The following is a 13,866-nucleotide window of genomic DNA, read 5'->3' on the forward strand; positions in this document are numbered from 1 at the left end:
CCCTCGTCGGCTGCTAGTCGCGGGCCGCGGTCAGGAATTCGGCGTGTTCCTGGAGTGAGCGGACGCCCACGTCGCCGTGGTTGAGCGCGTCGATGCCCTGGACCGCCGCGGCCAGCGCCTGGACCGTCGTCAGACACGGCACGGAGCGGGCCACCGCCGCCGTACGGATGTCGTAGCCGTCGAGGCGGCCGCCGGTGCCGTACGGGGTGTTGACGATGAGGTCGACCTCGCCGTCGTGGATCATCTGGACGATGGTCTTCTCGCCGTTCGGGCCGGGCCCGTCGGACTGCTTGCGCACGACCGTCGCGCTGATGCCGTTGCGCTTGAGGACCTCGGCCGTGCCGGAGGTGGCGAGCAGCTCGAAGCCGTGCGCGACCAGCTCACGTGCCGGGAAGATCATCGAACGCTTGTCGCGGTTGGCGACCGAGATGAACGCGCGGCCCTTGGTCGGCAGCGGACCGTAGGCGCCCGCCTGCGACTTGGCGTACGCCGTGCCGAAGACGGAGTCGATGCCCATGACCTCGCCGGTGGAGCGCATCTCCGGGCCGAGGACGGTGTCGACACCGCGGCCGTGGATGTCGCGGAACCGCGACCACGGCATCACGGCCTCCTTGACGGAGATCGGCGCGTCCAGCGGCAGCTCGCCGCCGTCGCCGTTCTTCGGCAGCAGGCCCTCCTCGCGCAGCTCGGCGATGGTCGCGCCCAGCGAGATGCGGGCGGCGGCCTTCGCGAGCGGCACCGCCGTCGCCTTGGAGGTGAAGGGCACCGTACGAGAGGCGCGCGGGTTGGCCTCCAGGACGTAGAGGATGTCGCCCGCCATCGCGAACTGGATGTTGATCAGGCCTCGGACGCCGACGCCCCGCGCGATGGCCTCCGTGGAGGCGCGCAGGCGCTTGATGTCGAAGCCGCCCAGCGTGATCGGGGGCAGCGCGCACGCCGAGTCGCCGGAGTGGATGCCGGCCTCCTCGATGTGCTCCATCACGCCGCCCAGGTACAGCTCCTCGCCGTCGTACAGGGCGTCGACGTCGATCTCGATCGCGTCGTCGAGGAACCGGTCGACCAGCACCGGCCGGGAGGGGCTGATCTCGGTCGACTCGGCGATGTAGGCGGCGAGGCGGGCCTCGTCGTAGACGATCTCCATGCCGCGCCCGCCGAGGACGTAGGACGGCCGGACCAGGACCGGGTAGCCGATCTCGTCCGCGATGGCCTTGGCCTCCTCGAAGGTGGTGGCGGTGCCGTGCTTGGGAGCCGGGAGACCGGCCTCCGCAAGCACGCGGCCGAAGGCGCCGCGGTCCTCGGCGGCGTGGATCGCCTCGGGCGAGGTGCCCACGATCGGCACGCCGTTGTCCTTCAGCGCCTGCGCGAGGCCGAGCGGGGTCTGGCCGCCCAGCTGGACCACGACGCCCGCGACCGGGCCGGCCTGCTGCTCGGCGTGGACGATCTCCAGCACGTCCTCGAGCGTCAGCGGCTCGAAGTACAGGCGGTCGGAGGTGTCGTAGTCCGTGGAGACCGTCTCCGGGTTGCAGTTGACCATCACCGTCTCGTACCCGGCGTCGGACAGTGCGAAGGAGGCGTGGACGCAGGAGTAGTCGAACTCGATGCCCTGGCCGATGCGGTTGGGGCCGGAGCCCAGGATGATCACCGCGGGCTTCTCGCGGGGCGCGACCTCGCTCTCCTCGTCGTAGGAGGAGTAGAAGTACGGCGTCTTCGCGGCGAACTCGGCGGCGCAGGTGTCGACCGTCTTGTACACCGGGCGGACGCCGAGGGCGTGCCGCACCTCGCGCACCACGTCCTCACGCGAACCCCGGATCTCGGCGATCTGCTGGTCGGAGAAGCCGTGCCGCTTGGCCTCGGCGAGCAGGTCGGCGTCCAGCCGGTCGGCAGCGGCCAGCTCGTCCGCGATCTCCTTGATCAGGAAGAGCTGGTCGACGAACCATGGGTCGATCTTGCTGGACTCGAAGACCTCCTCGGGCGTGGCGCCCGCGCGGATGGCCTGCATGACGGTGTTGATCCGGCCGTCGGTGGGGCGGGCGGCCTCACGCAGCAGCTCGTCCTTGTCCCCGGGCTCACCCACGAACGTGAACTGGCTGCCCTTCTTCTCCAGCGAGCGCAGCGCCTTCTGGAACGCCTCGGTGAAGTTGCGGCCGATCGCCATCGCCTCGCCGACCGACTTCATGGTGGTGGTCAGCGTGTTGTCGGCGCTCGGGAACTTCTCGAACGCGAACCGCGGCGCCTTGACGACCACATAGTCGAGGGTCGGCTCGAAGGAGGCCGGGGTCTCCTGCGTGATGTCGTTCGGGATCTCGTCGAGGGTGTAGCCGACGGCGAGCTTGGCAGCGATCTTCGCGATCGGGAAGCCGGTCGCCTTGGAGGCGAGGGCGGACGAGCGCGACACGCGCGGGTTCATCTCGATGACGATCACGCGACCGTCCTCGGGGTTCACCGCGAACTGGATGTTGCAGCCGCCGGTGTCGACGCCGACCTCGCGGATCACGGCGATGCCGATGTCCCGCAGGATCTGGTACTCGCGGTCGGTCAGGGTCATTGCCGGGGCGACGGTGATCGAGTCACCGGTGTGCACGCCCATCGGGTCGAAGTTCTCGATGGAGCAGACGACCACGACGTTGTCGTGCTTGTCGCGCATCAGCTCCAGCTCGTACTCCTTCCAGCCGAGGATGGACTCCTCCAGGAGCACCTCGGTGGTCGGCGAGAGCGCGAGGCCGGTGCCCGCGATGCGGCGCAGTTCCTCCTCGTCGTGCGCGAAGCCGGAGCCGGCACCGCCCATGGTGAAGGAGGGGCGGACGACGACCGGGTAGCCGCCCAGCTCCTCGACGCCGGCGAGGACCTCGTCCATGGAGTGGCAGATCACCGAGCGGGCGGACTCGCCGTGCCCGATCTTCTTGCGGACCTCCTCCACGACCTCCTTGAACTGGTCGCGGTCCTCGCCCTTGTGGATGGCCTCCACCTTGGCGCCGATCAGCTCGACGCCGTACTTCTCCAGGACGCCGTTCTCGTGCAGCGAGATCGCCGTGTTGAGCGCCGTCTGGCCACCCAGGGTGGGCAGCAGCGCGTCGGGACGTTCCTTGGCGATGATCTTCTCGACGAAGTCCGGGGTGATCGGCTCGACGTAGGTGGCGTCGGCGATCTCCGGGTCGGTCATGATCGTCGCCGGATTGGAGTTGACGAGGACGACCCTGAGACCCTCGGCCTTCAGGACGCGGCACGCCTGGGTGCCGGAGTAGTCGAACTCGGCGGCCTGGCCGATGACGATCGGGCCGGAGCCGATGACCAGGACGGACTGGATATCGGTGCGCTTAGGCACGCTGGCCCTCCATGAGCTTCACGAAGCGGTCGAACAGGTACGCGGCGTCGTGGGGACCGGCGGCCGCCTCGGGGTGGTACTGGACGCTGAAGGCCGGCTTGTCGAGCAGCTGGAGGCCCTCCACCACGTTGTCGTTGAGGCAGACGTGGGAGACCTCGGCGCGGCCGTAGGGGGTGTCGGAGACCTTGTCGAGCGGGGCGTCGACGGCGAAGCCGTGGTTGTGCGCGGTGACCTCGACCTTGCCGGTCGTACGGTCCTGCACCGGTTGGTTGATGCCGCGGTGGCCGTACTTCAGCTTGTAGGTGCCGAAGCCCAGGGCACGGCCGAGGATCTGGTTGCCGAAGCAGATGCCGAAGAGGGGCGTGCCACGCTCCAGGACCGCCTGCATGACCGAGACCGCGTGGTCGGCGGTGGCCGGGTCGCCGGGCCCGTTGGAGAAGAACACGCCGTCAGGGCCCACGGCGTAGACGTCCTCGGCGGTCGCCGTCGCGGGCAGCACGTGGACCTCGATGCCGCGCTCGGCCATGCGGTGCGGGGTCATGCCCTTGATGCCCAGGTCGACCGCGGCGACCGTGAACTTCTTCTCACCGAGCGCGGGGACGACGTACGGCTCTGTGGTGGCGACCTCGGCGGAGAGGTCCGCGCCCTTCATCTCCGGCGCCTGGCGCACCTCGGCGAGCATCGTGCCCTCGTCGGGCAGCGCGTCGCCGGAGAAGATGCCCACGCGCATGGCGCCGCGCTCGCGCAGGTGGCGGGTCAGGGCCCGGGTGTCGATGCCGCTGATGCCGACGACGCCCTGCGCGCGCAGTTCGTCGTCGAGCGAGCGCTTGGCCCGCCAGTTGGAGGGCTTGCGCGCGGGGTCGCGTACGACGTAACCGGCGACCCAGATCCGCTTGGACTCGGGGTCCTCGTCGTTGACGCCGGTGTTGCCGACGTGCGGAGCGGTCATGACCACGACCTGACGGTGGTACGACGGGTCGGTGAGGGTCTCCTGGTAGCCGGTCATGCCGGTGGAGAACACGGCTTCGCCGAAGGTCACCCCCACGGCCCCGTAGGCGCGGCCGCGGAAGATCCGGCCGTCCTCCAGGACGAGTACGGCGGGAGACTTTTCGGCTCCCCTGGTGGAGGTCGTCATCGTGCGCCTTCCGTCTTGTGGATCATCTGGTTCAGGGTGTCGACCCAGTCGTTGTGCTCGGCCGCGCGGTCCGAGCGGAAGCCCGAGTCGATCAGCTTGTCGCCGTGCGCCCAGGTCACCACCAGCAGTCCGCCCTCGGTGAGGACCTTGCCGGCGATGCCCTTGTCGAGCCGGACTTCGCGCAGCCGCTCGGCCGGGATGAAGAAGTCCGTCGCTCCGGGGCGTACGACGTCCAGGCCCGCGTCCGTCAGCGTGAGCTCGACGCGGCTGCGGGTGCCCAGGCCGCGGGCCACGATGCGGTCGAGCCACTGCCCGGCGGTGGTGGAGCCGTGGTAGCGGCCGCTCATCGTCAGCTTCGCCTCGCCGGGCTCCTCGGGAGCGGTCGGCAGCTCCGGCAGGTCGCCCTGCAGGGTGCCGCGCCACTTCCAGCCCTCGCGCATCAGCCAGTAGACGAGCGCGACGAACAGGGCGAGCCCGACGAGCCAGCCGATGCGGCCGGTCCAGTCGGTGACCTCGGCCGATCTCTTCTCGGCTGCGAACAGGAGTACAGGTGTCACGTGAGCTTCCCGTCGACGAGCGTGGCCTTGCCCCGCAGCCAGGTGTGCGTGACACGGCCCGGCAGCTCACGGCCCTCGTAGGGGGTGTTGCGGCTGCGCGAGGCGAAGCCCGCGGGGTCCACCTGCCCACGGTATGCCGTGTCGACGAGTGTGAGGTTGGCGGGCTCACCTGCCGAGACGGGGCGCCCGTGGCCGGTGGCCCGGCCGATCTTCGCGGGCTTGAAGGACATGCGCTCCGCGACGCCCGCCCAGTCGAGCAGGCCGGTGTCGACCATCGTCTCCTGGACCACGGACAACGCGGTCTCCAGGCCGACCATGCCCATGGCGGCGGCGGCCCACTCGCAGTCCTTGTCCTCGTGCGGGTGCGGGGCGTGGTCGGTGGCGACGATGTCGATCGTGCCGTCGGCGAGCGCCTCGCGCAGCGCCAGCACGTCGCGCTCGGTGCGCAGCGGCGGGTTGACCTTGTAGACCGGGTTGTAGGTGCGCACCAGCTCGTCGGTGAGGAGGAGGTGGTGCGGGGTGACCTCGGCGGTGACGTCTATGCCGCGGGACTTGGCCCAGCGGACGATCTCGACGGACCCGGCGGTGGACAGGTGGCAGATGTGGACGCGGGAGCCGACGTGGTCGGCCAGGAGGACGTCGCGTGCGATGATCGACTCCTCGGCGACGGCCGGCCAGCCGCCGAGGCCCAGCTCGGCGGAGACGACGCCCTCGTTCATCTGGGCGCCCTCGGTCAGCCGCGGCTCCTGCGCGTGCTGGGCGACCACGCCGCCGAAGGCCTTCACGTACTCCAGCGCGCGGCGCATGATCACCGCGTCGTCGACGCACTTGCCGTCGTCGGAGAAGACCGTGACACCGGCCGCCGACTCGTGCATGGCGCCCAGCTCGGCGAGCTTCTTGCCCTCCAGGCCGACCGTGACGGCGCCGATGGGCTGCACGTCGCAGTAACCGTGCTCGCGGCCCAGCCGCCAGACCTGCTCGACGACACCGGCGGTGTCGGCGACCGGGAAGGTGTTGGCCATCGCGAACACGGTGGTGTAGCCGCCCTTGGCGGCGGCCCGCGTACCGGTCAGGACGGTCTCGGAGTCCTCGCGGCCCGGCTCGCGCAGGTGGGTGTGCAGATCGACGAGGCCGGGGAGCAGCACCTTGCCGCCGGCCTCCACGACCTCCGCGCCCTCGGCGGACAGACCGGTGCCGACCGCCTCGACGACCTCACCGTCGATCAGCACGTCCTGCGGCTCGCCGCCGAGCACCTTCGCACCACGGATCAGGGTCTTGCTCATCGGTTCTGGTTCTCCTCGGCCGCAGAAAGGGGGTGCGCGGAGCGCTCGTCGGAAGGGTGGTGGTGGGAGACGGGCGGGCGGGCGTCGGTGACGGTCTTGGGGTCGAACACGGCGCCGCCCAGCAGCAGGTACAGGACCGCCATGCGGATGGAGACGCCGTTCGCCACCTGCTCGACGGCGGTGCAGCGGTCGGAGTCGGCGACCTCGGCGGTGATCTCCATGCCGCGGACCATCGGGCCGGGGTGCATCACGATCGCGTGCTCCGGCATCTTCGCCATGCGGTCGGCGTCGAGGCCGTAGCGCCGCGAGTACTCGCGCTCGGTGGGGAAGAAGGCGGCGTTCATGCGCTCCCGCTGGACGCGGAGCATCATCACCGCGTCGGACTTGGGGAGGGTGCTCTCCAGGTCGAACGAGACCTCGCAGGGCCAGGAGCCGACGCCGACCGGCAGCAGGGTGGGCGGGGCGACGAGCGTGACGTCGGCGCCGAGGGTGTGCAGCAGGTCGACGTTGGAACGGGCGACCCGGCTGTGCAGCACGTCGCCGACGATCGTGATGCGCTTGCCGGCCAGGTCACGCCCTATACCGGCGTCCCGGCCGACTAGGCGGCGGCGCATGGTGAAGGCGTCGAGCAGGGCCTGGGTGGGGTGCTGGTGGGTGCCGTCGCCGGCGTTGATGACGGCGGCGTCGATCCAGCCGGAGTTGGCCAGGCGGTAGGGGGCTCCGGAGGCGCCGTGCCGGATGACGACGGCGTCGACACCCATGGCCTCCAGGGTCTGGGCGGTGTCCTTCAGGGACTCCCCCTTGGACACGCTGGAGCCCTTGGCGGAGAAGTTGATGACGTCCGCGGACAGACGCTTCTCGGCGGCCTCGAAGGAGATCCGGGTGCGGGTGGAGTCCTCGAAGAAGAGGTTGACGACGGTGCGGCCGCGCAGAGTCGGCAGCTTCTTGATCGGCCGGTCCGCGACCCGTGCCATTTCCTCGGCGGTGTCGAGGATCAGGACGGCGTCGTCGCGGGTGAGGTCGGCGGCCGAGATGAGATGGCGCTGCATCTTTCAGGCTCCGTAAGACGGTTCATTCGGGAGATTCGGGACAGACGGGCGCGCGTCGGGGCGCACTCACGAGGCGTACGGCGGCTCGCCGTACGCCGGAGTGCTAGTGCTGCGCGCCGTGGACGGTCTGCTTCACACCGAGCAGCACGGTGTCGCGACCGTCCTCCTCGGCGAGCTGGACCTTGACCGTCTCCCGCAGCGACGTGGGGAGGTTCTTGCCGACGTAGTCGGCACGGATCGGCAGTTCGCGGTGGCCGCGGTCGACGAGGACCGCGAGCTGGACCGCGCGGGGACGCCCGATGTCGTTCAGGGCGTCGAGGGCGGCGCGGATGGTGCGACCGGAGAAGAGCACGTCGTCCACGAGGACGACGAGGCGGCCGTCGATGCCGTCACCGGGGATCTCGGTGCGGGCCAGCGCACGCGGCGGCTGCAGGCGCAGGTCGTCGCGGTACATGGTGATGTCGAGGGAGCCGACCGGGACCTTGCGGCCGGTGATCTGCTCGAGCTTGTCGGCGAGCCGCCGGGCGAGGAAGACGCCTCGGGTGGGAATGCCGAGGAGCACCACGTCGTCGGCGCCCTTGGCGCGCTCGACGATCTCGTGGGCGATGCGGGTCAGCACCCGCGCGATGTCAGGACCTTCGAGGACGGGCCGAGCATCGGAATGCCGCGTGTCCATACGAAACGGACCTCCTTCTCCGCCTCACGGGACGGACCTTAAAGGACGTCGGAATTGCGCCATACACGGTACCAGCTCGCGGGCGGACCCCGGTCACCCCCCTGGCGCACTGCGTCACCCGTCCGGCGGTCCCGCACGCCGTCTACCACGGAAGGGTCGGTCCGGACCATTCGGCTTGACGGGGAAGAGTCACGCTGCGTAACCTCACAGTGAGTCACCAGCCGCGCGGCCGAGCCGCACGTCGACACCGTGTCCGGGGAGCTATATGTCCAGCGAATACGCCAAACAGCTCGGGGCCAAGCTCCGGGCGATCCGCACCCAGCAGGGCCTTTCCCTCCACGGTGTGGAGGAGAAGTCCCAGGGACGCTGGAAGGCGGTCGTGGTCGGTTCGTACGAGCGCGGCGACCGCGCCGTCACCGTGCAGCGCCTGGCCGAGCTGGCGGATTTCTACGGGGTCCCGGTGCAGGAGCTGCTGCCCGGCACCACCCCCGGTGGAGCCGCCGAGCCGCCGCCGAAGCTGGTTCTGGACCTGGAGCGCCTGGCCAACGTGCCGGCGGAGAAGGCGGGCCCGCTCCAGCGGTACGCCGCGACGATCCAGTCGCAGCGCGGTGACTACAACGGCAAGGTGCTGTCGATCCGCCAGGACGACCTGCGCACGCTCGCAGTCATCTACGACCAGTCTCCCTCCGTCCTGACCGAGCAGCTGATCAGCTGGGGAGTCCTGGACGCGGACGCGCGCCGCGCGGTGGCCTCCCACGAGGAGAGCTGACCGCCCAGGTCCCAGCAGAAACGTGCCGCCGGGGTGGCCGGAACCGCATGGTTCCGGCCACCCCGGCGGCGCTTTCGGCCCGGCACGGCCACCTCGCCGAGAACGCCGGAGGGCCCGCAGCACACGCGCTGCGGGCCCTCCGGCGTTTTCGGGTACTTCTCGTCAGCTCTCGTCACGGCGCAACGACGGCTTCAGGTCCTTCAGGCGGCCGAGGAGACCGTTGACGAACGCCGGGGACTCGTCCGTGGAGAACTCCTTGGCGAGCTGCACCATCTCGTCGAGAACCACGGCGTCCGGCGTCTCGTCGACCCAGATCAGTTCGTAGGCACCGAGGCGCAGGATGTTGCGGTCGACCACCGGCATCCGGTCCAGCGTCCAGCCGACCGCGTACTGCGCGATCAGCTCGTCGATGCGCTTCGTGTGCTGCGCATAGCCCTCGACCAGCTGCATGGTGTACTCGCTCACCGGCGGCTGCCGGGTGTCGGTCCGCGAGTGCCGGATCCAGTCAGCGAGGACCGTCAGGACGTCGGCCCCGCGCTGGTCACCTTCGAAGAGGATCTGGAAGGCGCGCTTACGGGCCGTGTTACGGGCAGCCACGGTTAGCTGTTCACCCGGCCGAGGTAGTCGCTCGTGCGGGTGTCGACCTTGATCTTCTCACCGGTGGTGATGAAGAGCGGGACCTGGATCTGGTGGCCGGTCTCCAGCGTGGCGGGCTTGGTGCCGCCCGTGGAGCGGTCGCCCTGGACGCCCGGCTCGGTCTCGGCGACGGTCAGCTCCACGGCGGCCGGCAGGTCGACGAAGAGGACCTCGCCCTCGTGCTGGGCGACGGTGGCCGTGAAGCCCTCGATGAGGAAGTTGGCGGCGTCACCGACGGCCTTGCGGTCGACGTGCAGCTGGTCGTACGTCTCCATGTCCATGAAGACGAAGTACTCGCCGTCCATGTACGAGAACTGCATGTCGCGCTTGTCGACAGTGGCCGTCTCGACCTTGACACCGGCGTTGAAGGTCTTGTCGACGACCTTGCCGGAGAGCACGTTCTTGAGCTTGGTGCGCACGAAGGCGGGGCCCTTGCCGGGCTTGACGTGCTGGAACTCGACGACGGACCAGAGCTGGCCGCCTTCGAGCTTGAGCACCATGCCGTTCTTGAGGTCGTTCGTGGAAGCCACGGTTGCGGAATCTCCTGGACTGACGTACGACCCCGGGGCAGGCACCTACAGCGCCAGCAGCTCCTTGGTCGTGATGGTGAGTAGCTCGGGTCCGCCGTCCGCCTCGGGGCGCACGACGAGCGTGTCATCGATCCGGACACCGCCCCGGCCCGGGAGGTGGACCCCCGGTTCGACGGTGACCGGCACGCAAGCGTCCAGTTTACCCATGGCCGCGGGGGCCAACTGAGGGTCCTCGTCGATTTCGAGTCCCACACCGTGCCCGGTCAGCGGCGGCAGCGCCCTGCCGTACCCCGCGGAGTCCAGTACCTGACGTGCGGCCCGGTCCACGTCGCGGTACGCGGCGCCCGGGGCGAGGGCCTGGCGTCCGGCACGCTGGGCGGCGAAGACCAGGTCGTACAGCTCGATCTGCCAGTCGGCGGGCGAGGTGCCGATGACGAAGGTACGACCGATCTCACAGCGGTAGCCGTGGTAGGCGGCGCCGAGACAGACGGAGAGGAAGTCGCCCTCCTCCACACGCCGGTCGGTGGGGCGGTGGCCGCGGCGGCCGGCGTTCGGACCGGTGGCGACGGAGGTGGCGAAGGCGGGTCCGTCGGCGCCGTGGTCGACGAGGCGGCGCTCCAGTTCGAGGGCGAGATGACGCTCGGTGCGGCCGACGAGGATCGACTCCAGCAGCTCGCTCAGGGCCTGGTCGACGATCTCCGCGCCGATCCTGAGGAGGGCGATCTCCTCCTCGTCCTTGACGACCCGCAACTGCTCGACCGCCCCGCCGAGGTCCGTGAGCCGCAGTCTCGGCGCGACCGAGCGCAGGGAGCGGTGCCGGGCCACGGTGAGGTGGTGCTCCTCCACCGCCAGGGACTCGGCACCCTGTGCCGCGGCCAGGTCGGCGGCGGCGACGGCGGGATCGCCGCCGGTCACCGGCAGAACGCGCACCCGCAGCGCCTCGTCGGGCCGCCCGTCGGCGGGGTGATCGTCCGGCGGCCCGGCGCACACCAGCACGTCCTCGCCCGTGCCCAGCAGCAGGACGGCGCGCTTGGGCGCGGCGCCCGCGAGATACCGGACGTTGGCGGGGCGGGAGACCAGCGCCGTCCCACCCCCGCCCGCGCTGCAGCGTTCCCTGAGCCGCTCCCGGCGGGCCGCGTACACCTCTGACATGACCCGAGCCTACGAGCGGTGGCCGAATATCGCTGGTTCAGAGGGCCGGACGGGCGGCGGGGACGACGCTCCGTGGACGGGTGTGTCTGCCGCGCTACCGCGTCACCACTTCGGCGGGCTCGCGATGGCTCGGGCCAGGACCTCGTCCAGGACGCGGGCAGTGCCCTCCACATCGAGCTGGGAGTTGTCGATGATCGGCAGGCCGGAGCCGTACCAGCCGACCATGCGGCCGTGGATGCGGGCCACCTCCTCGTCGGTGAGCCGGCGGTTGCCCGTGCGCTCCGCGTTGCGCTCCAGGACGATCTCCAGTCCGGGCAGCAGGACGACCGGCAGCAGTCCGGGACCCACATGCCGTTTCCAGCCACCGAGGCCGACCACCGGGCGGTCCGGGAAGACGGCGTCGTCGAGGATGCACGAGATGCCGTTGGCCAGGAAGTTGCGGGCCGCGAAGCCGCAGGTGCGGCGGGCGAGACGGTACTGCGCCTCCGAGTTGTCGTTCCACCCCGACTGCGGGTCGGCGAAACCCGAGCGGACCCATTCGCGGACGTCGTCCAGGCTGATGTGGGCGGTGGGGACCCGGCGGTGGTCGGCCCAGTACTTGGCGACGCTGGTCTTGCCGGCGCCGGCGGGGCCGATGAGCAGCACGGCGAGTGTGGCGGACGCCGGGTCGGGCGCGCCGGCGGCGGGGGGTGCGCTCGGCACACCGACCGGGGCGCCCGGCGGGAGCCGCATCTGCCCGGTGGGGTCCGGCGGCGGGACGGGCGTGTGCTGTGGCGGCCGGTGGGCGGGAGGTGCTCCGGGGGGCACCGGTGGCGCCGTGAAGCCCGGCGGGGGCGTGGTCCGCGGTGCGGGGCCCGGGTGGGCGCCCGGCTGTCCCGGGTGGTGTGCGGCCGATGACCAGGTGGTCGCCGGGCCGTGCCCCGGCTGGTGGGGCGGCGGCAGCGGAGCTCCCACTGCGTGCTGCATCCGGTGGCCACTCCGTCTCGTGTTGGGGCTCGCAGGCGTTCGACACTGGCAGCGGGGGGTGACCCCCGCTCCAACCGAACGGTACCGTCCCCGGCCGCCGTTGTGTGAACGGCCGGGAGCGGCCCGAAGTGCCCATCCCCGCAGGCGAATCGGGGCAACCGGTCCCGGGGGGAACGAGTCGCCGCCGCCCGGGACCGGATGGAGCTACTGCCCGACTTCGCCGTACGCGGCGAGCAGAACCGCGGGGTCGGGGCCTTCCAGCACGGTGGGCTTGGCCAGGCCGTCCAAGACGATGAAGCGCAACAGATCGCCGCGGGACTTCTTGTCGACCTTCATGGTCTCCAGCAGCTTGGGCCACTGGTCGTAGCGGTAGTGCAGCGGCAGCCCCACCGCCTCGAGGATCGTGCGGTGCCGGTCAGCGGTCGCGTCGTCCAACCGACCCGCCAGACGCCCGAGTTCGGCCGCGAAGTGCATGCCGACGGCGACGGCGGCGCCGTGACGCCACTTGTACCGCTCGTTCTTCTCGATCGCGTGGCCGAGCGTGTGCCCGTAGTTGAGGATCTCCCTCAGGCCCGACTCCTTCAGGTCCGAGGAGACGACCTCCGCCTTGACCCGGATGGACCGCTCGATCAGCTCCGCGGTGTGCGGCCCGGCGGGGGTGCGGGCGGCCTGCGGGTCCGCCTCGATCAGCTCCAGGATCACCGGGTCGGCGATGAAACCGGCCTTGATGACCTCGGCGAGCCCGGAGACGTAGTCGTTGACCGGCAGGGAGTCCAGCGCCGCCAGGTCGCACAGCACACCGGCGGGCGGGTGGAAGGCGCCGACCAGGTTCTTGCCCTCGGCGGTGTTGATGCCGGTCTTGCCGCCGACCGCCGCGTCCACCATCGCCAGGACGGTGGTCGGGATCGCGATCCAGCGCACCCCGCGCAGCCAGGTCGCGGCCACGAAACCGGCCAGGTCGGTGGTCGCTCCGCCGCCGACGCCCACGATGACGTCGGTGCGGGTGAAACCGGACTGGCCCAGCGCCTTCCAGCAGTAGGCGGCGACCTCGGCGGTCTTGGCCTCCTCCGCGTTTGGCACCTGGATGGCCACGGTCTCATAGCCCTGCCCGGCCAGGTCGCCGCGCAGCGCCTCGCCCGTCTCGGCCAGCGCCTCGGGGTGGATCACCGCGACCCGCTTGGCCCTGTGCCCGATCAACCCGGCCAGCTCGCCCAGGAGTTGGCGGCCGACCAGGACCTCGTAGGGGTCGGTGCCCGCCGTGCCGCCGACCTGGATCCGGGTGACTGCCTCGCTCATGCTTCTTTCCACTCCAGTGCGTCAAGGACCGCTTGGGCGACTTCTTCGGGGCTGCGCCCGTCGGTGGCCACGACGGCCGTCGCGACCTCCTCGTACAGGTGACGACGGGCCTCCATCAACTCCCGCCACTGCCGCCGAGGGTTGACCGCCAGCAGCGGACGGGCCGTGTTCAGCCCGGTGCGCTTGACCGCCTCCTCGACGTCCATCGAGAGGTAGACGACCCGGTGCGAGGCGAGCAGCGCGCGGGTCTCGTCGTCGAGGATCGCTCCGCCACCCAGGGCGAGGACGCCGTCGTGCTCGAACAGGGCCTTGTGGACCGCCGCCTTCTCCAGAGCGCGGAAGGCCGGCTCACCCTCGTCCACGAAGATGTCGGCGATGGACCGGCCCTGCTCGGCCACGATGTCCTGGTCCGTGTCCCGGTAGCCGACACCCAGCCGCTCGGCCAGCAACTGCCCCACCGTGGACTTGCCGACCCCCATCGGGCCGACCAGCACG

Annotated in this window: 13 protein-coding genes; 1 reads left to right on the forward strand and 12 read right to left on the reverse strand. The window is 70.7% G+C overall.

Annotated elements, in window-relative coordinates; genetic code table 11:
- Positions 1-13: 13 nt before the first annotated feature.
- From carB to pyrR, 6 genes are all read right to left on the reverse strand, one after another.
- On the reverse strand, positions 14-3,322 hold the full coding sequence (gene carB / locus SY2F82_RS23650; RefSeq protein WP_200421184.1) for a carbamoyl-phosphate synthase large subunit: 3,309 nt from the start codon (positions 3,320-3,322) through the stop codon (positions 14-16).
- Positions 3,315-4,457: a glutamine-hydrolyzing carbamoyl-phosphate synthase small subunit gene (carA, locus tag SY2F82_RS23655; RefSeq protein ID WP_200421185.1), complete on the reverse strand. Its 1,143-nt coding sequence runs from the start codon at positions 4,455-4,457 to the stop codon at positions 3,315-3,317. The genes carB and carA overlap by 8 nt, the downstream gene beginning before the upstream one ends.
- Positions 4,454-5,014, reverse strand: coding sequence for a hypothetical protein (locus SY2F82_RS23660; protein WP_200421186.1), 561 nt, complete (start codon positions 5,012-5,014; stop codon positions 4,454-4,456). Before SY2F82_RS23660 ends, carA begins: the two co-directional genes overlap by 4 nt.
- Positions 5,011-6,297 (reverse strand): dihydroorotase, encoded by a 1,287-nt coding sequence (locus SY2F82_RS23665; protein ID WP_200421187.1) that lies wholly within the window; start codon positions 6,295-6,297, stop codon positions 5,011-5,013. The genes SY2F82_RS23660 and SY2F82_RS23665 overlap by 4 nt, the downstream gene beginning before the upstream one ends.
- A complete protein-coding gene (locus tag SY2F82_RS23670) occupies positions 6,294-7,346 on the reverse strand; it encodes an aspartate carbamoyltransferase catalytic subunit (RefSeq protein ID WP_200421188.1) in 1,053 nt (350 codons plus the stop codon). The genes SY2F82_RS23665 and SY2F82_RS23670 overlap by 4 nt, the downstream gene beginning before the upstream one ends.
- Before the next feature lie 103 nt (positions 7,347-7,449).
- Complete coding sequence (gene pyrR / locus SY2F82_RS23675) at positions 7,450-8,022, reverse strand: bifunctional pyr operon transcriptional regulator/uracil phosphoribosyltransferase PyrR (RefSeq protein WP_200421189.1); 573 nt, start codon at positions 8,020-8,022, stop codon at positions 7,450-7,452.
- Positions 8,023-8,287: 265 nt separating this feature from the next.
- Here pyrR and bldD point away from each other — a divergent pair, with 265 nt between their 5' ends.
- On the forward strand, positions 8,288-8,791 hold the full coding sequence (gene bldD, locus SY2F82_RS23680; RefSeq protein WP_103844821.1) for a transcriptional regulator BldD: 504 nt from the start codon (positions 8,288-8,290) through the stop codon (positions 8,789-8,791).
- 162 nt (positions 8,792-8,953) lie between these two features.
- On the opposite strand, the gene nusB is transcribed toward bldD, so the two are convergent.
- From nusB to SY2F82_RS23710, 6 genes are all read right to left on the reverse strand, one after another.
- The gene (nusB, locus tag SY2F82_RS23685) at positions 8,954-9,388 is read right to left on the reverse strand and encodes a transcription antitermination factor NusB (RefSeq protein ID WP_200421190.1); all 435 of its coding nucleotides are present in this window, start codon (positions 9,386-9,388) and stop codon (positions 8,954-8,956) included.
- Between the two features lie 2 nt (positions 9,389-9,390).
- Entirely contained in the window at positions 9,391-9,957 is a 567-nt protein-coding gene (gene efp / locus SY2F82_RS23690; protein ID WP_103844819.1) for an elongation factor P, read from the reverse strand.
- 45 nt (positions 9,958-10,002) lie between these two features.
- Positions 10,003-11,109 (reverse strand): aminopeptidase P family protein, encoded by a 1,107-nt coding sequence (locus SY2F82_RS23695; protein ID WP_200421191.1) that lies wholly within the window; start codon positions 11,107-11,109, stop codon positions 10,003-10,005.
- 102 nt (positions 11,110-11,211) lie between these two features.
- Positions 11,212-12,075, reverse strand: a complete 864-nt coding sequence (locus SY2F82_RS23700; RefSeq protein ID WP_200421192.1) for a Pro-rich N-terminal domain-containing protein — start codon at positions 12,073-12,075, stop codon at positions 11,212-11,214.
- A gap of 204 nt (positions 12,076-12,279) precedes the next feature.
- The gene (aroB, locus tag SY2F82_RS23705; RefSeq protein WP_200421193.1) at positions 12,280-13,371 is read right to left on the reverse strand and encodes a 3-dehydroquinate synthase; all 1,092 of its coding nucleotides are present in this window, start codon (positions 13,369-13,371) and stop codon (positions 12,280-12,282) included.
- Positions 13,368-13,850, reverse strand: a complete 483-nt coding sequence (locus SY2F82_RS23710) for a shikimate kinase (protein ID WP_236041777.1) — start codon at positions 13,848-13,850, stop codon at positions 13,368-13,370. The genes aroB and SY2F82_RS23710 overlap by 4 nt, the downstream gene beginning before the upstream one ends.
- Between the last annotated feature and the right edge of the window lie 16 nt (positions 13,851-13,866).

This window comes from Streptomyces sp. Y2F8-2 (assembly GCF_014905555.1).
GTDB classification, from domain to species: domain Bacteria; phylum Actinomycetota; class Actinomycetes; order Streptomycetales; family Streptomycetaceae; genus Streptomyces; species Streptomyces cynarae.